Here is a 19,895-nt window from a genome sequence, read left to right on the forward strand (position 1 = left end):
TCCCTCCCCATGTTTAGGGCAGGGCTATCGAATATTGAGCACTGACAGTAGTTGGATGGCCTTCTCCCCTTGTGGGAGAAGGTGGCCGAAGGCCGGATGAGGGGTTCTCTCCGCGTACTCATCGTCTGTCGCTTCGCTCCGGCCGCGCTACACTTCGTTGCGCGGACCCCTCATCCGCCCTTCGGGCACCTTCTCCCACAAGGGGAGAAGGCAAGAGGTGCCCAGCGCCGTCATATGCGATAGCCCTGTCATTGTGGAGCGCGACCCCGACTCAGTTGCTCGCTCCACCCAAACCCCCTAACGTCCCGGCCTCCCTGTCTTTGCTGCCGAGCCGATGGACCAAGCGCCCTATTCCGCCCCCAATGCCCTAGAAAGCGCGCCCATCACGCCGATGATGTCGCAGTTCCTCGAGATCAAGGCGGTCAATCCGGGGTACCTGCTGTTCTACCGGATGGGCGATTTCTACGAGATGTTCTTCGAGGACGCCGAGATCGCCAGCCAGGCGCTCGGCATCGTCCTCACCAAGCGCGGCAAGCACCAGGGGGCGGATATCCCGATGTGCGGGGTGCCGATCCACGCGGCGCAGGATTACCTCAAAAAGCTCATCGGCTTGGGGCACCGGGTCGCCATCTGCGAGCAGGTGGAAGATCCGGCCGAAGCCAAGAAGCGTGGCTCGAAATCGCCGGTGAAGCGCGACGTGGTGCGCCTGGTGACCCGCGGCACCATCACCGAGGACGACCTGCTGCCGACCCGCGGCTCGGCCTACCTCGCCTCGCTCAGCATGGTGCGGCACGGCGAGACCGATTTCGCCCTCGCCTGGGCGGACGTGTCGACCGGCGAGACCGCGGTGCTGGACGTCTCGGCGCTGGCGCTCGGCGACGAGCTGGCCCGTATTGCTCCGGCCGAACTGCTGCTCACCGACGCGACCCGCATCGCCCTCGCCGAGTCGAAAATCCCGCTGCCCGATGCGGCGCTGGTCAGCCTCGACGGCGCCCAGTTCGACAGCGAGCTGGCGAGCAAGCGCATCGCCGCCGCCTTCCCTGGCGGCGAGGTCGACCCCACCGCCTATTCCCGCGCCGGCCGCGCCGCGCTTGGCGCGCTGCTCGACTACATCAGCGACAGCCAGAAGGGCGTACCCGTCGCGCTCCGCCCCCCGGCTGCCGAGCGGCTCAGTGCCCATATGGCGATCGATGCGGCGACCCGCGTATCGCTCGAACTCCTCGAAACGCAGCGTGGCCAGGAGAAGGGCTCGCTCCGCCACGAGATCGACCTCGCGGTCACCCCGCCCGGCTCGCGCCTCCTGGCGCGCCGGCTGGCGGCGCCGCTCTGCGACGCCAACCAGATTAACGCCCGGCTCGATGCGGTCGAGTGCCTGGTCGCCGATGGCCTCCTCACCCAGCGGCTGCGCAGCGATCTCAAATCGGTGCCCGATCTCACCCGGGCGCTGACCCGGCTGGCGCTGGGCCGGGGCGGCCCGCGTGACCTCCGCGCCACTGGCGGCGCCATTGCCGCCGCCATCGCGCTGGCCGAGCGCCTCGCCACCCTCGACCGGCCGCCGGCCGAGCTCAAAGCCATCGCTGCCCGCCTCGCCGATGCGCCGGCGGCACTCGCCGCCGAACTGGGCGGGGCCATCGATGACGAGCCGCCGCTGCTGGCGCGCGACGGCGGCTTCGTCAAACGCGGCTATGATGCGGGGCTCGATGCCGAACGGGCGCTGGCCACTGAAACCCGCGGTGTGGTGGCGGCGCTGCAGGCCCGGCTGATCGAGGAGACCGACGTCCGGTCGCTGAAGATCCGCCATAACGGCGTGCTCGGCTATTTCGTCGAAGTGCCGGCCGGGCATGGCGGCAAGCTCCTCGAAACTCCGCACCGCGAAACCTTCATCCACCGCCAGACCATGGCCAATGCCATGCGCTTCACTACGGCGGAACTGGCCGAGCTCGAGGGTCGTATCGCCAAGGCGCACGATGCCTCGCTCGCCATCGAAGCAACGATCTTCACCCGCCTCGCGGGCGCTGTCGCTGCGGAGAACACCCGGCTCAGGGCCATCGCCGATGCGCTGGCCGAACTCGATGTCGCCGCGGCTTTGGCGCAGCTGGCGATGACCCGCAATTTCTGCCGCCCCACCATCGACGACAGCCTCGCCTTCTACATCGAAGGCGGCCGGCATCCGGTGGTCGAAACCAATGTGCGGGCGCAGCACGAGGTATTCGTCGAGAACGGCTGCGATCTGACCGGCGGGGCGCTGTGGCTGGTCACCGGCCCGAACATGGGCGGTAAATCGACCTTCCTGCGCCAGAACGCGCTGATCGCCATACTCGCGCAGATGGGCAGCTATGTGCCGGCCTCGGCCGCGCATATCGGCGTCGTCGATCGGGTGTTCTCGCGCGTCGGCGCCTCGGACGATATCGGTGGTGGCCGCTCGACCTTCATGGTCGAGATGGTCGAAACTGCCGCCATCCTCAACCGCGCCACGCAGCGCTCGCTGGTGATCCTCGACGAGATCGGCCGCGGCACCGCCACCTTCGATGGACTCTCGATCGCCTGGGCGGCGGTCGAAGCCCTGCACGACCAGACCGGCTGTCGCGCCCTGTTCGCGACGCACTTCCATGAGATGACGGCGCTTTCGAAGACCCTCAGGCGCGTTTCCAACCACACCATGAAGGTGCGCGAGTGGGAGGGGGAAGTGGTGTTCCTGCACGAAGTGGCCGATGGCGCTGCCGATCGCAGCTACGGCATTCAGGTGGCCAAGCTCGCCGGCCTGCCCGAATCCGTCCTCGCCCGGGCCCGCCAGGTGCTGGGGGTGCTCGAACAGCGCTCTTCCGGCGGAAAAGCCGTCGTGCTAGACGATCTGCCGCTCTTTGCGCATCAACCGCCCACCCCGAAGGCGGCCGTTAATCCCATCCATGACATGCTCGATCAGGTGCGCCCCGACGACCTTACGCCCCGCGCGGCCATCGACCTGATCTACGAGCTTAAGAAAATCCGCGATGCAGCTCGCCGAAATTGACGCCCGACCGCGAAAACCGGCCTTCCAGTTGACTTCGGCCGAGACCATTCTCGGCGACATCCGGCGGCTCGTCGCTGGTCAGGACCCCAAGTCCGCCGCGAGCCGCGGCATCGTGCTCCAGCATGTCCGCTCCGTCCTCGCCGACGCCCGCACCGGCGCCGAGGCCGAGCTGATGGCGACCGGCAAGGGCACGCGCTGCGCGATGAACCTGAGCGCCGCCGAAGACGAGATCATTCGCGCAGTGCACCATTTCGCGGTGCGCGACGTCTACCCGGTCGACAACCCCTCCGGCGCCGAGATGATCTCGATTGCCGCGGTCGGCGGCTATGGCCGCGGCACGCTGGCCCCGGGCTCCGACATCGATCTCTTATTCATCCTGCCCTACAAGCAGACGCCCTGGGGCGAGCAGATCACCGAATACATCCTCTACATGCTGTGGGACCTCGGCCAGAAGGTCGGGCACGCCGTGCGCTCGGTCGACGACTGCATCCGCATGGCCCGCTCCGACATGACGGTGCGCACGGCGACGCTCGAGGCACGCTACCTCACCGGCGACCGGAAGCTGTTCGACGAGCTGGTGCGCCGGTTCGAAAGCGAAATCATGCCCAAGACGGGCCCCGAGTTCATCGCCGCCAAGATGGCAGAGCGCGACGAACGGCACCGGCAGATGGGCAACACCCGCTATGTGGTCGAGCCCAATATCAAGGACGGCAAGGGGGGCCTGCGCGACCTCCACGCGCTGTTCTGGATCGGCAAGTATTTCTACCGGGTCAAATCCAGCGCCGAACTGGTGGGCAAGGGCGTCTTGAGCGCCGAGGAATACCGGCTGTTCCAGCGGGCCGAGGACTTCCTCTGGGCGATCCGCTGTAACCTCCACTTCCTGACCGGCCGGGCCGACGAAAAGCTGACCTTCGACGTGCAGCCCGACCTTGCCCAACGCCTCGGTTACAATGACCGTGCCGGCATGCTCGGGGTCGAGCGCTTCATGAAGCGCTATTTCCTCGTCGCCAAGGATGTCGGCGACCTGACCCGCATCTTCTGCACTTCGCTCGAATTCGACCACGCCAAGCCCCTCGACATGGTCGGGCGGGTACTGGCGCCGTTCAAGCGCGGCAAGGTGCCGATCAAGGGCGAGACCGATTTCGTCATCGAAGGCGGTCGGCTGAATGTCGCCGGGCCAGAGGTGTTCCAGAAGGACCCGCGCAACCTGATCAAGGGTTTTATGCTGGCGGGGCGGCACGATGCGCACCTCCACCCCGACGCCATCAAGCTGATCCGCCGCTCGTTCAAGTTGATCGGCCATGACCTGAGGAACGACAAGCAGGCCAATGCCTGGTTCCTCGAGATCCTGACGGCGCCGACCTATGTCGAGCGCATCCTGCGCCAGATGAATGAAGCCGGCGTGCTCGGCCGCTTCGTGCCGGAATTCGGCAAGATCGTCGCGCTGATGCAGTTCAACATGTACCACCACTATACGGTGGACGAGCACCTGATCCGCGCTGTCGGGGTGATGGCCGACATCGCCAATGGGGGCCTGCGTGAACAGCTGCCGCTGACGCATGAACTGCTGCCGCATCTCAACGATACGCGGCTGCTCTACGTGGCGCTGTTCCTCCACGATATCGCCAAGGGCCGGCCCGAGGATCACTCGATCGCCGGGGCGCGCGTCGCCCGCCGCTTCTGCCCGCGGCTCGGGCTCGATCCGGCCGAGACCGACACCGTCTCATGGCTGGTCGAACATCACCTGTTGATGAGCGAGATCGCCCAGAGCCGCGATATCCAGGACCCCGAAACCGCCCGCTCCTTCGCCGACGTGGTGCAATCGCCGCAACGGCTGGCGCTGCTGATGATCCTCACCGCCTGCGACATCCGCGCCGTCGGCCCCGGGGTATGGACCGGCTGGAAAGGCTCACTGCTGCGCGCCCTCTACTACGCCACCGAGCCGCTGCTCTCGGGCGGCCACAGCCAGGTGACGCAACGTGACCGCATCGAGGCGGCAAAGACCGTATTGCGCGGCGCGCTTTCAGCCTGGCCGGCGCCGGAAGTCGATACCTATGTCGGCCGCCACTACGACCATTACTGGCTGCGCGCCGAGCCCGAACTGCAGGTCGAGCATGCCCGGATGATCCGCGCCGCCGACCAGGCCGGGCAGATGTTCGCCGGCTCGATCCGGGTCAAATCCTTCGAGTCGATCACCGAGGTCAGCTTCTACACCCCGGACCACCCACGGCTCTTGTCGCTGATCGCCGGCGCCTGCACCATGGCCGATGCCTCGATCATCGGGGCGCAGATCTTTGGCACTCGCGACGGCCGCGCCGTCGACACTTTTAGGCTGCGCCGCTCCTTCACTTCGGACGAGGACGAAAAGGTCCGCGCCACCCGCATCATCGATACGGTGAAACAGCTGCTGCAGGGCAAGCGCCAGGTGCTGATCGACCTCGGCAAGGAAAGCCGCCACAACAAGCGGCTCAAACCCTTCACCCTGCCGGCACAGGTGGCGGTGTCGAACACCATCTCGGAGAAGTTCACCGTCATCGAGGTGATGGGGCTCGACCGCACCGGCCTCTTGCATCAGCTGACGCGGCAGATCTCCGACCTCAACCTCACCATCGGCTCGGCCCATATTGGCACCTATGGCGAAAAGGCCGTCGACGTCTTCTACGTCACCGACCTCACCGGCCATAAGATCGAGTCGAAATCGCGCCAGAAAAAGATCCACGACGCGTTGCTGGCGGTGTTCCAGGGCGGAGACGAAAAGGCGGCCAAGGTGGCGAATGGGTAGCCTTTCGCGCGGAGAGATCTGCGCAGGCAGATACCCCCTCCCCTGTCCCCTCCCCGCAAGGGGGAGGGAGACGCCAACACTGCCGTCAGTGGCTAACGAAGACTTGCGTGCCCTGGTCCCCTCCTCCCCCAGGGGGTCTCTTTGAGCATCGCCCGGGCCAAATCCCTTCGCCACAACCAGACCGGTCCGGAGCGCGCCCTGTGGCGCCTGCTATGGCAGTTTCGTGAAGATGGTTGGCACTTTCGCCGGCAGCAGCCGATCGGGCCCTACTACGCCGACTTCGCCTGCATGCATGCCAAACTCGTCATCGAGGTCGATGGCGAGACCCATGTAAGCCCCGAACGCGAAGCTGCTCGCGACGAGTATATGCGCGGTCGAGGCACTCACGTCCTCCGCTTTACCAACGATGACGTACTGACAAACGAGAGCGGTGTGTACGAGGTGGTCGCCGGTTTGCTCGGGGCAATATCCAAGGTCTCAAATACCCCCCACCCTGTCCCTCCCCCGCAAGGGGGGAGGAGACCCTCCCTACCTGCGAGCGCCTCCGCACCACCGAGCGAAGTGTTGGCGTCTCCCTCCCCCTTGCGGGGAGGGGACAGGGGAGGGGGTACTCTTCCCGCACAGATCCCTCCCGACGGGGAAAGCCGTTGAGCCTCTACCGCAACTTCCTCTCGGTCGGCGGGCTCACTCTCGTTTCGCGCATCTTCGGCTTTGCCCGCGATGCGCTGATGGCGGCGGTGCTTGGCATCTCACCGGTTTCGGATGCGTTCAACGCGGCGTTCCGTTTCCCCAACCTGTTCCGCCGCCTGTTCGCGGAGGGGGCGTTCAACACCGCATTCGTGCCGATGTTCTCGACTGCGCTCGAAACCGAGGGCAACGAGGGGGCCAAGGAGCTGGCCGGCCGGATCATGAGCTGGCTGGTGGCGGCGATCCTCGTCGTTACCATCCTCGTCGAGATTTTCACGCCGCAGATCATGGTGCTGTTCGTTCCCGGCTTTGTCGGCGATCAGGCGAAGTTCGACCTGACGGTGTTTCTCACCCGGATCATGTTCCCCTATCTCGCCTGCATGTCGCTGATGGCGGCCTATGCGGCGATCCTCAACAGCCTGGGGCGGTTCTTTGCCGCCGCCTTCGCGCCGATCGTGCTCAACATCGTCAATATCGGGGCGCTGATCCCCCTGGCGATCCTGACGCTCGAGGCGCCGGACACGGCGTTCTGGGTGGCGATCGCCACCATGCTCGGCGGCATCGCGCAGCTGGCGCTGGTTTACTGGGCGATCCGCCGCGCCGGCTTCGTGCCGAAACTGCGGTGGCCACGCTTCGATGGCGAGGTCAGGCGGTTCTGGATCCTCGCCGTGCCGGCGATCATCGCGGGCGGTATCACGCAGATCAACATCTTCGTCGGCACCATCATCGCCTCGGGCGCCGACGAGGTGATGTCGATCATCTACAATGCCGACCGGCTGTACCAGCTGCCGCTCGGCATTATCGGCATCGCCATCGGCACGGTGCTGCTGCCCGAACTGAGCCGCCACCTCAGCGCCGGGCGCGAGCTCGAGGCGCGGCAGAGCCAGAGCCAGTCGCTGTTCCTCTCGATGCTGCTGTCGATGCCGGCCGCCGGAGCGCTGATCGCGCTCTCCCTGCCGGTGGTGCGGGTGCTGTTCGAGCGCGGCGCCTTCGGGCCAACCGACAGCGTCAACGTCTCGCATGCGCTGATCGCCTTCGCGGTGGGCCTCCCTGCCTTCGTGTTGATCCGCGTGCTGCAGCCGGGGTTCTTCTCGCGCAAGGACACCAAGACGCCGACCTGGTTCGCCTTCGTCTCGCTGATCATCAATATCGTGTTGTCACTGGCGCTGTTCCCGACCCTGAAGCATGTCGGCATCGCGCTCGCCACCTCGATCGCCGCCTGGGCCAACGTCGTGCTTCTGGCCATTTTCCTCGCCCGTCGCGGCCATTTCACCATCAGCGGTGCGGAGTGGCGGCAGGAGGGCATGATCGTGCTGCTGACGCTGGTGATGTCCGGCGCGCTCTACGGCCTCGTGCTACTGCTCGGGCCGGTGTTCGACCCAGGGTACTTCTTCCCGGTACAGGCTCTGGCGCTCTTGGCGCTCTGCGTGTTCGGGGCGGGGCTCTACTTCGCGCTGGCGCACCTCACCGGGGTGCAGCGGCTGGGTGGGTTGTTGCGCCGGTTGCGGCGGCGGCGCAGCTAGCCCTGTGGCTGTGGCCCCCCACCCTTGATCCCTCCCCGCAAGGGGGACGCGGTAGCGCCCCGAGGGGAGGGAGACGCAAACTGAGATGTTGGTGTGACGGTCTCCCTCCCCCCTGCGGGGAGGGGACAGGGGTGGGGGTCAGCCCACACCGGACAGCGAGCGACTTACTCGTACACCACGACCATCAGCGCCCGGGCCGGCAGCTTACCGTCATTGGCGATCTCATGCTCGACATCAGCCCGGTAGCGGGCTGTTTCGCCGGCGCCCAGCAGTTGTTCGCCCAAAGCCGTCTTGACCCGCAGCCCGTCGGTCTGCGCCGTCAGGTGCTCGTAGGTGCCGACGGCATGCGGGGCGCTGTGCAACCGGCTGCCCGGGGCAATCTCGACCTCGTACCACTCGACGCGGCCCGCCATCGAGGTGGGGCTCAGGATGCGCAGCCGCCAGTGCCCCTCGGGGCTGTTGATCTCGGGCGTCAGCGGCACCGTCACCACATCGACCGGCGCCGCGCGCCGATGCGCCACGCCGCCGGCGATCAGGTCGGCGAGGTCGATCTTCAGCGCCTGGGTCAGCCCCCAGAGCACCGCAAAGGTCGGGTTGGATTCGCCGCGCTCGATCTGGCTCAGCATCGAGCGCGACACACCCGAGAGCGCTGCCAGCCGCTCCAGCGTCAGGTGCCGGGCCTTGCGCTCACGCTGGATGATCGGGCCGATATCGGGGGCTTCGGTGCTTGCCATGCTGCCTTTATCGCCAAGTAGGCTCTGGCTGCCAAGCGGAAATTCCGCGATCACTTGACTATCTGTCCGTTATAGCGGAATTTCCTCCATATCGGAGGAATGACCATGCAGACCGGATATCTCGATCACCTCAGGACCGTGCTTGATGACATCGAGGCGCAGGGCCTGATGAAGCGCGAGCGCCAGATCACCTCGCCGCAGGGCGGCCAGGTGACCGTGGCAGGGCGACAGATGGTCAACCTCTGCGCCAACAATTATCTCGGCCTCGCCGACCATCCGGCGATCGCCGACGCCGCCGCCGCGGCGCTCGAGCAGTATGGCTTCGGCATGGCTTCGGTCCGTTTCATCTGCGGCACGCTCGACCTGCACCGCGAGCTCGAGACCGCCATAGCGCGTTATCTCCAAAAGGACGACGCGATCCTCTTTGCCGCCTGTTTCGACGCCAATGGCGCGCTGTTCGAGACGCTGCTGACCGAAGACGACGCGATCATCTCCGACAGCCTCAACCACGCCTCGATCATCGACGGGGTGCGGCTGAGCAAAGCCAAGCGCTATCGCTTCCAGACCTCGGACATGGACGATCTCGAGACCCAGCTCAAGCAGGCGATCACCGACAAGGCCCGCTTCCGGCTGATCGTCACCGACGGGGTGTTCTCGATGGATGGCTATATCGCCAAACTACCGGAGATCCGCGCGCTGGCGGAGAAGTATGGCGCCATAATTGCGGTCGACGATTGCCACGCCACCGGGCATCTCGGCCCCGAGGGGCGCGGCACCGGCGCGCTCACTGGCGCCGAGCCCGACATCATCACCGGCACCTTCGGCAAGACGCTTGGCGGCGCGATGGGCGGCTTCATCACCGGCCCGCAAGCGGTGATCGACCTGCTGCGCCAGCGGGCGCGGCCATACCTGTTTTCCAACGCCCTCGCCCCGCCGGTGGCGGCCGGCTCGCTCAAGGCGATCGAAATCGCCCGAGGAGCGGACGACCTGCGGCAGAAGCTCAAGGACAATACCCGGACCTTCCGCCAGCGCATGGGTGAACTCGGCTTCGATCTCCTCCCCGGCGAGACCCCGATCATTCCAGTGATGCTGGGCGAAGCAACGCTGGCGCAGAACCTTGCCGCCGCCCTCGACCGGCGCGGCGTCTATGTCGCCGGGTTCTTTTTTCCGGTGGTGCCCAAGGGCAAGGCCCGCATCCGCACGCAGATGTCGGCCGCCCTGTCGGCCGCCGATATCGACTTCGCCATCGGCGCCTTTGCCGAGGCCGGCAGGGAAGTGGGGGTCATATGAGCGAGCAGTCAGGTCTCCCTCCCCCTTGCCGGGAGGGGACAGGGGTGGGGGTCAGCCCGCACCGCTGGTGGTTGAGGCCCCCCCCCCCCGGCCCCTCCCCGCAAGGGGGAGGGGAGTCCAAATCCGCTGCAGAGGTGATGAGATAAAAGCCCTGGTCAAAGCCAAATCCGAGCCGGGCATCTGGATGGAAGAGCGGCCGATCCCTGAGATCGGCCCCGAGGACGTACTGGTCAAGGTGCACAAGACCGGCATCTGCGGCACCGATATCCACATCTACAACTGGGACGACTGGGCCAAGAAAACCGTACCGGTGCCGCTGGTCACCGGCCATGAGTATTCCGGCGAGATCGCCGCCATCGGCGCCGAGGTCCGGAACCTCAAGGTCGGCCAGCGCGTCTCGGGCGAAGGCCATGTCGTCGGGATGAAGAGCCGGGCCTCGCGGGCCGGCAAGTTCCACCTCGACCCCGACACCAAGGGGATCGGGGTGAACCTCCCTGGCGCCTTCGCCGAGTTCGTCCGGATCCCGGCCTTCAACATCATCCCGCTGCCCGACGCGATCGACGACGAGTTGGGCGCTATCCTCGATCCGCTGGGCAATGCCGTGCACACGGCGCTGGCCTTCGACATTGTGGGCGAGGACGTGCTAGTCACCGGCGCCGGGCCGATCGGCATCATGGGCGCGGCGGTCGCCCGGCATGTCGGGGCGCGCCATGTGGTGATCACCGACGTGAACCCCGAGCGGCTCCGGCTCGCCACTGAAGTCGCCGACGTGGTGCCGGTCAATGTCGCGACCGAGGACCTCCGCGCCGTGATGAACAAGCTCGGCATGAAGGAAGGTTTTGATGTTGGCCTCGAGATGAGCGGCGCGCCGGCGGCGCTCGACCAGATGATCGACCACATGGTGATGGGCGGCCGCATTGCGCTGCTCGGCGTGCCGGCCCGGCCGTTCATCTTCGACCTCGGCAAGATCGTGTTCCGGATGATCACGCTGCGCGGCATCTATGGGCGCGAGATGTTCGAGACCTGGCACAAGATGCTGGCAATGCTCGAGTCGGGGCTCGATGTCCGGAAGGTCATTACCCGCCGCATGTCGGCCGACGACTATGCCGAGGCGTTCAAGCTGGCGGCCGGGGGCGAGAAGGGCAAGATCGTTTTGGAGTGGAGCTGAGGCACCCGGGCCCTCCACCCGCAGCAAGGCAGTGCGCAGCGATAGCTGGGTGCGCACAGAGCACCCCCCACCCTGTCCCTCCCCCGCAAGGGGGGAGGAGATCAAAACACCGGCGTCCGAGTTTGCGTCTCCCTCCCCCTTGCGGGGAGGGGACAGGGGTGGGGGTACTCTGTACGCATCGGCCTGTCAGCCGCGTTGCCACGATATGCGGCACCGCCGGTGAGTGACGCACCGACCGAGCCACGGGCACGAAACGGCACCTCCCCCCTTGCGGGAGAGGTTGGGAGGGGGGTAGAGGCAAACGCCTGATCTCTAGGGACTCCCCTCATGGCTTTCACCCCGCGCGTCTTTTCCGGCATCAAGCCGTCCGGCGACCTGCATCTCGGCAACTACCTGGGCGCCATCCGGCGCTTTGTGCCGCTGCAGCAAACGCACGAGACGATCTACTGCGTCGTCGACATGCACGCGATCACGGTGTGGCAGGACCCCGAGGATCTCAGGCGCTGGACCTATGAGATCGCCGCGGCCTACATCGCCGCCGGGCTCGACCCCAACAAGTCGATCATCTTCAACCAGAGCCAGGTGGTCGAGCATGCCGAGCTCGCCTGGATCTTCAACTGCGTGGCGCGCGTCGGCTGGATGACGCGCATGACCCAGTTCAAGGACAAGGCCGGGGCCGAAGGCGGCGAAAACTCCGAGGCGGTGTCGCTGGGGCTGTTCGCCTACCCCTCGCTGATGGCGGCCGACATCCTGCTCTACAAGGCGACGGGCGTGCCGGTGGGAGACGACCAGCGCCAGCATCTCGAGCTGACGCGCGATATCGCCAAGAAGTTCAACCACGATTTCAAGAAGCAGATCAAAGGCCTGGGGGTGAAGGACGACTTCTTCCCGCTGACCGAGACGCTCTCCACCGGCCCGGCAATGCGGGTGATGTCGCTGAAGGACGGCAAGAAGAAGATGTCGAAATCCGACGCTTCCGACATGTCGACCATCTACATGATGGATGACGCCGATACGATCGCCAAGAAGATCAAGCGCGCCACCACCGACGCCGATGCGCTGCCGACCGAGGCCGCGGGTCTCGCCGGGCGGGCCGAGGCGGAAAACCTCGTCGCTATCTACGCCGCGCTCTCCGACACCTCGGTCGATGGCGTGCTGGCCGAGTTCGGCGGGAGCGGCTGGGGCAAGTTCAAGCCAGCGCTGGCGGAGCTCGCCGTGACCGTGCTGTCGCCGATCGCCAACGAGATGAAGCGGCTCGTCGCCGACACGGGCGAAATGGACCAGATCCTCCGCCGCAATGCCGACCGGGCTCGCGCCATCGCCGTGCCGGTGATGGACGACGTGCGCAAGATCGTCGGCTTCGTCCGCTAGAGTCTTTGATTTGGTCGCGCTTTCGATCCCCGGATCAAGTCCGAGGAGGAAAAATCTGCAACTTTTCCTGAAAGCGCTCCAGAACATCTCACCGTTCCGTTGAAACGGTGAGATGCCCGTAAAAGCGCGCTAGGCGGCCGCTTGCCGATCTGCGACTGCCCGCTGCCACGAGGCATAGGGCGTGTCGCGCTCGGGCGCCGTTCCAGCCCTGAGGTGGCCGGCCCATTCTGCCGTGCTCAGCACCGCCGCGAAGCGCGACTGGAACACCACGCTCATCACGCGATGGATCTCCTCGGCGGTCACCGCACCGGCCCGGTTGGCATAGGCGAGCGATCCGGACGCATCGGCGAGGAACTCGACACCGAACCCCATGTGCAGCGCGTGCACCACCGTTGACATGTCGCAGTTGTGGCTCATGTAGCCGGCGATGGTCACGGTCTCGATGCCGCGGCTGCGCAGCCAGTATTCGAGATCGGTGCCGGCAAAGGCGCTGGGCAGGGTCTTTTCGATCAGGTGGTCGCGGTGGCGGCGCGCGACCTCGGGATGCAGTTCCGCCCCGTGCGTGCCCGGCCGGAACACGTTCCCGGTCGCCATTCCCAGCATCCTGATGACGATCACCTTGACGCCGTTCGCCTGCGCCTCGTCCATGGCGCGGGCGACATTCGGCAGCGTCTCGGCGAACGGCGGGTACTCGATCTCGAGATTGCCGCCGTGGTCGTAGTCGTTCTGCACGTCGATAACGATCAGCGCCCGCCGGGCATTGTCTGTGCTGGCCATGTCACTCTCCTTGCTGGCTTCAGGCGGCAGTTCTGCGCCGCGATCCGTTTGGCAACCAGTGGCCCGATTGACATTGGTCGAAACAATTGGGACAAACCGGCATGCACAAGCCGGTCGTCGCCGCCATCGCTTTCGATGGCATCAGTCCATTTCACCTGTCGGTGCCCTGCCTGGTGTTCGGTGAAGACCGCACGGCGCAGGGGCTGCCGGCGTTCGAGTTCCGCGTTTGCGCCCTCGAGCGGGGCACGACGCTGGCGACGCAGTCCGGCCTCGGCCTTGTCGCCCCCCACGGCCTCGAGGGGCTCGACGGCGCCGACATCGTCATCGTGCCCAGCTGGCGCGACATCGACGAGCCGGTGCCCACAGCCCTGAGCGCTGCCGTGCGCACCGCCCACGCCAGCGGCGCGCTGGTCGTCGGCCTCTGCCTCGGGGCCTTCGTCCTCGCCGCCGCAGGGCTCCTCGATGGTCGCGAGGCAACCACTCATTGGGCCTCGGCCGGGCGGCTCGCCGAACTCTATCCCGCCATCCGCCTCCGGCCCGATGTGCTCTATGTCGATACCGGCGACGTCATCACCTCCGCCGGCGTCGCCGCGGCGCTCGATTGCTGCCTCTATGTCGTGCGTCGCCACTACGGCGCCGACGTCGCGCAGCGGCTGGCCCGGCGGATCGTCCTGTCGCCCCACCGGCAGGGCAGCCAGGCTCAGTTCATCGAGCACCCCGAGCCTCCCGCCCCGCGCGTCGACGGACTATCCCGTGCGCTCGACGGCGTGCTCGCCGATCTCGCGGCGAACCACGATCTCGATTCGGTTGCCGCCGCGGCCAACCTTACGCGCCGGACTTTCACCCGGCATTTCTCGAAGCGCACCGGTCTCAGCTTCTCCCATTGGCTCGCCGCCCAGCGCGTGGCGCGGGCCCAGGAACTGCTCGAAACCACCACCGCCTCGATCGAAGAGGTTTCGATGCTGGCCGGCTTCGGTACGGCCACCTCGCTGCGGCAGCATTTCACCAGCCAACTGGCGACGACACCGGCACAATACCGCCGCGAGTTCACCCGGCGCGGCTGAGCTTGCCAGCCCCGCTGCCCAATGGGAGAATATGGCCTTGTTCAAACTCTGGCGCGGCGGCCCGTGATTTCTACCGACGAATACAAACGCAAGTTTCTCGTTGTCATCGACGAGAGCAAGGAAGCCGATCGCGCCATCACCTTCGCCGCCAACCGGGTGAAGCGGACCGGCGGCACGGTGGTGCTGCTCTCGGTGATCGACAGCCAGGATTTCACCCAGTTTCTCGGCGTCGAGGAAGTGATGCGCGCCGAGGCGCGCGAGGAAGCCGAGCGGCTACTCGATACCAAGCGCGCCCGCATCGGCCAGATCGGCGAGGGCATCCGCACCGAGACAGTGATCCGCGAGGGTGACCTGGTGAGCGAGATCGAGCGGCTGGTGGCCGAGGACGCCGGCATCGCTATCCTGGTGATCGCCGCCGCCGGCGGCAAGGAAGGCCCGGGCCCGCTGGTCAGCAGCTTCGCCACCCGCGCCGGCCAGGCGGCGCTGCCGGTGATCGTCACCATCATCCCGGGCACCATGACCGACGAGCAGATCGTCGCCGTGACCTGATGGCACGTGCCCAGACCCTTGCATTTCGGGCTCCAAAACACTAGTTTGGAATTGTTCTAACACGAGTCCGAACCCTTCAGATGTTCATCCAGACCGAAGCGACGCCGAACCCGGCGACCCTGAAATTCCTGCCCGGCCGCGATGTGCTGGTGGGTGAACCCCGGGATTTCCGGCAGGCCGAATCGGCCGCCATCTCGCCGCTGGCCGCGGCGCTGTTCGACGTTCCCGGCGTCGAAGGCGTGTTCCTCGGCTCGGATTTCATTTCGGTCACCAAGGACACGGCCGAGTGGAGCCACATCAAGCCGGCGATCCTCGGCGTGATCATGGAGCACTTCCTGTCGGGCAAGCCGGTGCTTGCTGACGGCACCGCGGAAGTCGTCGCCGGCGAAGAGTTCTTCGAAGAGTCCGACGCCGAGACCGTCGAAGTGATCAAGGAGCTGCTCGCCACCCGCGTGCGCCCCGCCGTCGCCATGGATGGCGGCGACATCACCTTCAAGGGTTTCAAGGAGGGCACGGTGTTCCTCCACATGCAGGGCGCCTGCTCGGGCTGCCCGTCCTCGACCGCGACGCTGAAAAGCGGCATCGAGAACCTGCTCCGGCATTTCGTGCCGGGCGTCGAGGCCGTGCAGCAGGTCTGAACGCTGCGAATTGAGTTTTGAATCGCCCGGCCCTGTGCCGGGCGATTTGTTTTTGAGGGCGGGCGCAAGCGGCCACCCCCACCCAGCTTCGCTACGGGCTACGCCCGAGCTGCGCTACCCTCCCCACAAGGGGGAGGGAGATCCGACTGCATGCTGCGGTTCTATCGTCTCCCTCCCCTCGATGGGGAGGGTAGTGGAGCTTGGCGGCTTGCCGCCTAGCGTAACTGGGTGGGGTGGGGCCCACACACCAGCCCCCGTGACAACCCACCGCCGAACCCCTATCTCTCCCACATGTCCAGCGTCCTTCTCGCCATCGATACCGCCGCGCCGCGCCTGCAACTGGCGCTGCTGGTGGACGATCATGCCGACACGCTGGTCGAGGAGATGGCGCAGGGACAGGCCGAACGGATCTTTCCCGCGATCGACGAGCTGCTGGGGCGCAACGGCGTTGCCTACAAGGACCTGACCCGCATCACGGTCACTACCGGCCCCGGCTCGTTCACCGGGCTCCGGATCGGGCTCAGCGCGGCGCGTGGGCTCGGCCTGGCGCTTGGTATCCCGGTGGTCGGCGTGCCGTCGCTGCTGGCGCTGTCGCTTACGACGCAATGCGAGGCCACCGCGGTGCTGCTCGATGCACGGCGTGAGGAGGCCTATTTCCAGCTGTTCAGCGGGCCGGCCATCCCGATCGGCGAACCGCAGGTGCTGCCGATGGACGAAGCGCGTCGCCGTGTGCCCGCCGGCGCCGGGCTGATCACCTCGCCGCTGGTCGATATCGCGGCGCTGGCGCGTTTCGCGGCCGGTGCCGACCCCAAGGGCTACCCGCCCGAGGCGGCCTATATCCGCGATGCCGATGCCAAGCCGCAGGAAAAATTCCGCGTCGCGAGGGTCGGACAATGAACTTCTGGCTGTCGCCGAATACGCTGCATGTCGAGCCGGCCCGCGGCGCCGATACCGAGACCATCGCGCGGCTCCACGCCGAGGGGTTCTATCGCGGCTGGACGCGTGAAGAGTTCGCCGCCTATGTCGCCGGCAAAGACACACCGGTCTATGTCGCCTGCGACAGCCGCCGCCGTATTGCCGGCTTCGCCATGCTGCGGCACCTGGGCGAAGAGGTCGAGCTGATCAGCATCGCGGTCGATCGCAAATGGCGGAACAAGGGCGTCGGCGCGCTGCTGATGCGGGCGCTGTTCGAGGCGGCGCGGATGAGCCCGGCCAAGCGCATGCTGCTCGAAGTGGCCGCCGACAATACCGCGGCGCTGAAGCTCTACGGCAAGTTCGGCTTCACCACTGTCGGCGAGCGCAAGGGCTATTATCCGCGTCCCGACGGCACGCCGGCCACCGCTATTGTCATGGCGAGCGATCTTGGCTAACCGGGATGTAGAGCGTGATCAGGAAGAGTGGCAGACTTTTCCACCTCCAGAGCGCGACCAGACAAATTTCGTAACGGGGGACGCCCGATGAGCAAACCCGGCATTCAAACTCTCGAAGAGCAGTGCGCCCAGAAGGGCATGCGGATGACCGACCAGCGTCGGGTCATCGCGCAGGTGATCGAGCAGGCGGTCGACCACCCCGACGTCGAGGAGCTGTATCGCCGCGCCTCGGCCATCGACGCGCGCATTTCGCTCTCCACCGTCTACCGCACGCTCAACCTGTTCGAGGAAGCGGGGCTCGTCACCAAGCACGACTTCAAGGATGGCCGGGCGCGCTTCGAGCTGATCCCGGATGAGCACCACGATCACCTGATCGATATCCGCTCGGGCAAGGTGATCGAGTTCCGCAACGAAGAGATCGAAGCCATCCAGGAGGTGATCGCCAAGCGCCTGGGTTACCGGCTGGTCGACCATCGGCTGGAGCTCTATGCTGTGCCGCTCAAGTCGGACGAGAACAAAAAATGATCCTGCGCGTCCTGTTCTTCGTCTTCTGCTACGTGCCGTTCCTCATCGTGTTCGTGCCGCTGCAGTTCCTCGTTTCGCGCAGCCCATGGTTCAACAACCAGATCCCGCGCTGGTTTCACTGGTTCGGCTGCACCTTCCTCGGGATGAAGGTGAACGTCATCGGCACGCCCTCCACCGACCGGGCGACGCTGATCGTTTCCAACCACATCTCGTGGACCGACATCATCGCCATCGGCTCCAAGGCCGACGTCACCTTCGTCGCCAAATCGGAGATCCAGAAATGGTTCTTCGTCGGCTTCATGGCCTCGTTGCAGCGCACGCTCTATGTCGATCGCAAGAAGCGCAGCGACGCCAAGCGGGTCAGCGAGGAGATGGGCAAGCGCATGGCCTCAGGCGGCGCGGTGCTGCTGTTCGCCGAGGGCCAGTCCGACCTCGGCACGCACGTGCTGCCGTTCCGCTCGGCGCTGATCGGCGCCGCCCAGCACGCGATGGAGGAAGCCGGCGCCGGCGAGGTGATGATCCAGCCGCTGACCATCGCCTATACCAAGCTGCAGGGCCTGCCGGTCGGCCGCACCGACCGTTCGTTCATCGCCTGGATCAAATCCAAGTCGGTGAAGCAGAACATCAAGGAAATCCTCACCGGCGGCACCCGCGAGGTGACTCTCGCCTTCGGCACGCCGCGCCCGCTCAGTTCCGGCACCAACCGCAAGGAACTGGCCAAGCAGACCGAGAACGAGGTCCGCCGCATGCTGGTGGCGCTCAACCGCGGCACGCCGCTGCCGGTCGCGGCGGAATAGGCTTCAGCCCAAGGCTAGTCGACGAGGCAGAAGTGGTTGCCTTCGGGGTCAGCCATGACGGTGTAGCCGTCGGCTTCGCGCAGCACGGCGGCGCCGAGGCCGATCAGCCGGGTGCGCTCGGCCGGCCGATCCGCCACTTGCAAATCGAGATGGATGCGGCCCTGCACCCGGCCGCGTTCGATCTCGTGGAAGCAGAGCGTCGGACCGGGGCCATCGACCATTACCACCGGATCGGTTTCGGGGGTGAGGCCGAGCGCGGCGAGCCGGGCGATCTCCTCGTCGTCATAGGGGCGCACCGCATAGCCCTGGATCACCTCTGTCCAGAATCGGGCCAGCGGCGCGGCCCGGGTGCAATCGAAGACGATCTCCTTCAGCGTACCGCTCATTTCAGCGCCTCATCGAAATCGGCGATGATCGCGTCGGCGTCTTCGATACCGACCGAAACGCGGAACACTCCCTCGCCGGCCCAGTCGCGATAGTTCCGCTCGTCGGCAAGGGCGAAGGAGGAGCGCAGGATATCCTCGGTCGGGATGTAAAAGCAGAGCGACTTGGTCTTGCCCAGCGACACGGCGTAGCTCACGAGCTTCAGCCGTTCGGCCAGCTGCCGCGCCATGCCGGCGCTGTCGGAGTTGACCGAAAAGCTCAGCAGCCCGGAGAAATTGCGCATCTGCCGCCGCGCCAGCTCCGCCTGCTCGTGGCTGGCGAGCCCTGGCCACAGCACGCGCCGCACTTTCGGGTGCCGCTCCAGCCACTCGGCCACAGCCCGGGCATTGGCCTGGTGCTTGTCCATCCGTAAGCCCAGCGTCTCGATACCGCGGAGGATCAGGTAGGCGGAGAATGGCGACAGCACCGCGCCGTGGTGGATCAGCACCTCCTTGCGCAGCGCGGCGATCGGCACGGCGCGGCCGATCACCGCCCCGCCCAGTGCGTCGCCGTGGCCGCAAAGATATTTGGTCAGCGAGTTGCAGACATAGTCGGCGCCCAGCGCGATCGGGTTGGTACCGACCGGCGTGGCGATGGTCGAATCCACCGACAATTCGGCCCCGCCGGCATGAGCGATGGCGGCGACCGCGGCGATGTCGGTGAGCTTGAGGATCGGGTTGGCCGGGGTCTCGATATGCACCAGCCGGGTGTTGGGGCGCAGCGCGGCCGCGACATTGTCGGGGTTGGAGCTGTCGGCGAACGACACTTCGATCCCCTGCCGCGGCAGGGCATGCCGGGCATATTCTGCGACCCCGGCATAGCAGACGTCGGAGAGCACCAGGTGATCGCCGGCCTTGAGCAGGCCGGCAAACAGTCCGGTGATTGCCGCCATGCCCGAGCCGAAGCTCAATGCCGCCTCGCCACCCTCGAGCAGCGCCAGGCGCTTTTCCAGGAGCTCGAGCGTCGGGTTGCTCCAGCGGGTGTAAAAATGCGGCGCATCGGCCTCGAGGTCCGAAGCAGAAAAGCCCACCGCATCGGGGTGGGTGAAATAGGTGGTCGACAGCACCGGCGCCGGCGCCAGTGGTTCGCCGACGACGCGGGCGCCATCGCCGCCATGCAGGGCCAGAGTATTGAGGTGGTTGGTCATGGTGGTTTTCTCCGAGCAGGGAACGTGCCTCAATCCGGCG

The 19,895-nt window shown here is 66.2% G+C and carries 18 protein-coding genes; 14 read left to right on the forward strand and 4 right to left on the reverse strand.

The window, feature by feature from the left end; translation table 11 throughout:
* The first annotated feature begins 334 nt into the window (after positions 1–334).
* The 4 genes from mutS to murJ all read left to right on the forward strand — a co-directional run bounded on the left by mutS (position 335) and on the right by murJ (position 8,002).
* Positions 335–3,010, forward strand: coding sequence for a DNA mismatch repair protein MutS (gene mutS, locus ASC68_RS02420; protein ID WP_055874199.1), 2,676 nt, complete (start codon positions 335–337; stop codon positions 3,008–3,010).
* Positions 2,991–5,792 carry a [protein-PII] uridylyltransferase gene (locus tag ASC68_RS02425; RefSeq protein WP_055874201.1) on the forward strand — a complete coding sequence of 934 codons (2,802 nt, stop codon included), beginning with the start codon at positions 2,991–2,993 and terminating at the stop codon, positions 5,790–5,792. Before mutS ends, ASC68_RS02425 begins: the two co-directional genes overlap by 20 nt.
* A gap of 141 nt (positions 5,793–5,933) precedes the next feature.
* Positions 5,934–6,443: a DUF559 domain-containing protein gene (locus ASC68_RS28195; protein ID WP_248310474.1), complete on the forward strand. Its 510-nt coding sequence runs from the start codon at positions 5,934–5,936 to the stop codon at positions 6,441–6,443.
* Complete coding sequence (gene murJ / locus ASC68_RS02430; RefSeq protein ID WP_055874203.1) at positions 6,440–8,002, forward strand: murein biosynthesis integral membrane protein MurJ; 1,563 nt, start codon at positions 6,440–6,442, stop codon at positions 8,000–8,002. The genes ASC68_RS28195 and murJ overlap by 4 nt, the downstream gene beginning before the upstream one ends.
* A 164-nt stretch (positions 8,003–8,166) precedes the next feature.
* Here murJ and ASC68_RS02435 read toward each other — a convergent pair whose 3' ends face one another.
* On the reverse strand, positions 8,167–8,736 hold the full coding sequence (locus ASC68_RS02435) for an XRE family transcriptional regulator (protein WP_055875936.1): 570 nt from the start codon (positions 8,734–8,736) through the stop codon (positions 8,167–8,169).
* A gap of 105 nt (positions 8,737–8,841) precedes the next feature.
* Between ASC68_RS02435 and ASC68_RS02440 the strand changes: the two genes are divergently transcribed.
* The 3 genes from ASC68_RS02440 to trpS all read left to right on the forward strand — a co-directional run bounded on the left by ASC68_RS02440 (position 8,842) and on the right by trpS (position 12,565).
* A complete protein-coding gene (locus ASC68_RS02440) occupies positions 8,842–10,026 on the forward strand; it encodes a glycine C-acetyltransferase (RefSeq protein ID WP_055875938.1) in 1,185 nt (394 codons plus the stop codon).
* A 142-nt stretch (positions 10,027–10,168) separates the two neighbouring features.
* Positions 10,169–11,194 (forward strand): L-threonine 3-dehydrogenase, encoded by a 1,026-nt coding sequence (gene tdh / locus ASC68_RS02445; protein WP_082527920.1) that lies wholly within the window; start codon positions 10,169–10,171, stop codon positions 11,192–11,194.
* Between the two features lie 327 nt (positions 11,195–11,521).
* The gene (gene trpS, locus ASC68_RS02450) at positions 11,522–12,565 is read left to right on the forward strand and encodes a tryptophan--tRNA ligase (protein WP_055874209.1); all 1,044 of its coding nucleotides are present in this window, start codon (positions 11,522–11,524) and stop codon (positions 12,563–12,565) included.
* A 129-nt stretch (positions 12,566–12,694) separates the two neighbouring features.
* Here the strand turns inward: trpS and ASC68_RS02455 are convergent, their stop codons facing one another.
* The gene (locus ASC68_RS02455; protein ID WP_055874212.1) at positions 12,695–13,342 is read right to left on the reverse strand and encodes a cysteine hydrolase family protein; all 648 of its coding nucleotides are present in this window, start codon (positions 13,340–13,342) and stop codon (positions 12,695–12,697) included.
* A gap of 101 nt (positions 13,343–13,443) precedes the next feature.
* Here ASC68_RS02455 and ASC68_RS02460 point away from each other — a divergent pair, with 101 nt between their 5' ends.
* The 7 genes from ASC68_RS02460 (at position 13,444) to ASC68_RS02490 (ending at position 18,285) form a co-directional block, all read left to right on the forward strand.
* Positions 13,444–14,406, forward strand: coding sequence for a helix-turn-helix domain-containing protein (locus tag ASC68_RS02460; protein ID WP_055874215.1), 963 nt, complete (start codon positions 13,444–13,446; stop codon positions 14,404–14,406).
* 63 nt (positions 14,407–14,469) lie between these two features.
* On the forward strand, positions 14,470–14,955 hold the full coding sequence (locus ASC68_RS02465) for a universal stress protein (protein WP_055874218.1): 486 nt from the start codon (positions 14,470–14,472) through the stop codon (positions 14,953–14,955).
* A gap of 80 nt (positions 14,956–15,035) precedes the next feature.
* Positions 15,036–15,593, forward strand: coding sequence for a NifU family protein (locus ASC68_RS02470; protein WP_055874221.1), 558 nt, complete (start codon positions 15,036–15,038; stop codon positions 15,591–15,593).
* Positions 15,594–15,884: 291 nt separating this feature from the next.
* On the forward strand, positions 15,885–16,490 hold the full coding sequence (gene tsaB, locus ASC68_RS02475) for a tRNA (adenosine(37)-N6)-threonylcarbamoyltransferase complex dimerization subunit type 1 TsaB (protein WP_055874224.1): 606 nt from the start codon (positions 15,885–15,887) through the stop codon (positions 16,488–16,490).
* Positions 16,487–16,963, forward strand: a complete 477-nt coding sequence (rimI, locus tag ASC68_RS02480; protein ID WP_055874226.1) for a ribosomal protein S18-alanine N-acetyltransferase — start codon at positions 16,487–16,489, stop codon at positions 16,961–16,963. Before tsaB ends, rimI begins: the two co-directional genes overlap by 4 nt.
* 87 nt (positions 16,964–17,050) lie before the next feature.
* A complete protein-coding gene (locus tag ASC68_RS02485; RefSeq protein ID WP_055874230.1) occupies positions 17,051–17,488 on the forward strand; it encodes a Fur family transcriptional regulator in 438 nt (145 codons plus the stop codon).
* Entirely contained in the window at positions 17,485–18,285 is an 801-nt protein-coding gene (locus ASC68_RS02490; RefSeq protein WP_055874233.1) for a lysophospholipid acyltransferase family protein, read from the forward strand. The genes ASC68_RS02485 and ASC68_RS02490 overlap by 4 nt, the downstream gene beginning before the upstream one ends.
* Before the next feature lie 14 nt (positions 18,286–18,299).
* Here ASC68_RS02490 and ASC68_RS02495 read toward each other — a convergent pair whose 3' ends face one another.
* Both ASC68_RS02495 and ASC68_RS02500 read right to left on the reverse strand, forming a co-directional pair.
* Positions 18,300–18,671 (reverse strand): VOC family protein, encoded by a 372-nt coding sequence (locus ASC68_RS02495; RefSeq protein WP_055874237.1) that lies wholly within the window; start codon positions 18,669–18,671, stop codon positions 18,300–18,302.
* Entirely contained in the window at positions 18,668–19,855 is a 1,188-nt protein-coding gene (locus tag ASC68_RS02500; protein ID WP_055874240.1) for an aminotransferase class I/II-fold pyridoxal phosphate-dependent enzyme, read from the reverse strand. Before ASC68_RS02500 ends, ASC68_RS02495 begins: the two co-directional genes overlap by 4 nt.
* Positions 19,856–19,895 lie beyond the last annotated feature (40 nt).

Source organism: Devosia sp. Root105 (assembly GCF_001424865.1).
Classification (GTDB): Bacteria; Pseudomonadota; Alphaproteobacteria; order Rhizobiales; family Devosiaceae; genus Devosia_A.

Coding starts and splice junctions, on each gene's coding strand:
- tsaB (WP_055874224.1), top strand. CDS start 15,885: ATGTCCAGCGTCCTTCTCGCCATCGATACCGCCGCGCCGCGCCTGCAA.
- ASC68_RS02490 (WP_055874233.1), top strand. CDS start 17,485: ATGATCCTGCGCGTCCTGTTCTTCGTCTTCTGCTACGTGCCGTTCCTC.
- ASC68_RS02495 (WP_055874237.1), bottom strand. CDS start 18,671: ATGAGCGGTACGCTGAAGGAGATCGTCTTCGATTGCACCCGGGCCGCG.
- ASC68_RS02425 (WP_055874201.1), top strand. CDS start 2,991: ATGCAGCTCGCCGAAATTGACGCCCGACCGCGAAAACCGGCCTTCCAG.
- trpS (WP_055874209.1), top strand. CDS start 11,522: ATGGCTTTCACCCCGCGCGTCTTTTCCGGCATCAAGCCGTCCGGCGAC.
- rimI (WP_055874226.1), top strand. CDS start 16,487: ATGAACTTCTGGCTGTCGCCGAATACGCTGCATGTCGAGCCGGCCCGC.
- ASC68_RS02440 (WP_055875938.1), top strand. CDS start 8,842: ATGCAGACCGGATATCTCGATCACCTCAGGACCGTGCTTGATGACATC.
- ASC68_RS02455 (WP_055874212.1), bottom strand. CDS start 13,342: ATGGCCAGCACAGACAATGCCCGGCGGGCGCTGATCGTTATCGACGTG.
- ASC68_RS02460 (WP_055874215.1), top strand. CDS start 13,444: ATGCACAAGCCGGTCGTCGCCGCCATCGCTTTCGATGGCATCAGTCCA.
- ASC68_RS02470 (WP_055874221.1), top strand. CDS start 15,036: ATGTTCATCCAGACCGAAGCGACGCCGAACCCGGCGACCCTGAAATTC.
- mutS (WP_055874199.1), top strand. CDS start 335: ATGGACCAAGCGCCCTATTCCGCCCCCAATGCCCTAGAAAGCGCGCCC.
- ASC68_RS02435 (WP_055875936.1), bottom strand. CDS start 8,736: ATGGCAAGCACCGAAGCCCCCGATATCGGCCCGATCATCCAGCGTGAG.
- ASC68_RS02485 (WP_055874230.1), top strand. CDS start 17,051: ATGAGCAAACCCGGCATTCAAACTCTCGAAGAGCAGTGCGCCCAGAAG.
- ASC68_RS02500 (WP_055874240.1), bottom strand. CDS start 19,855: ATGACCAACCACCTCAATACTCTGGCCCTGCATGGCGGCGATGGCGCC.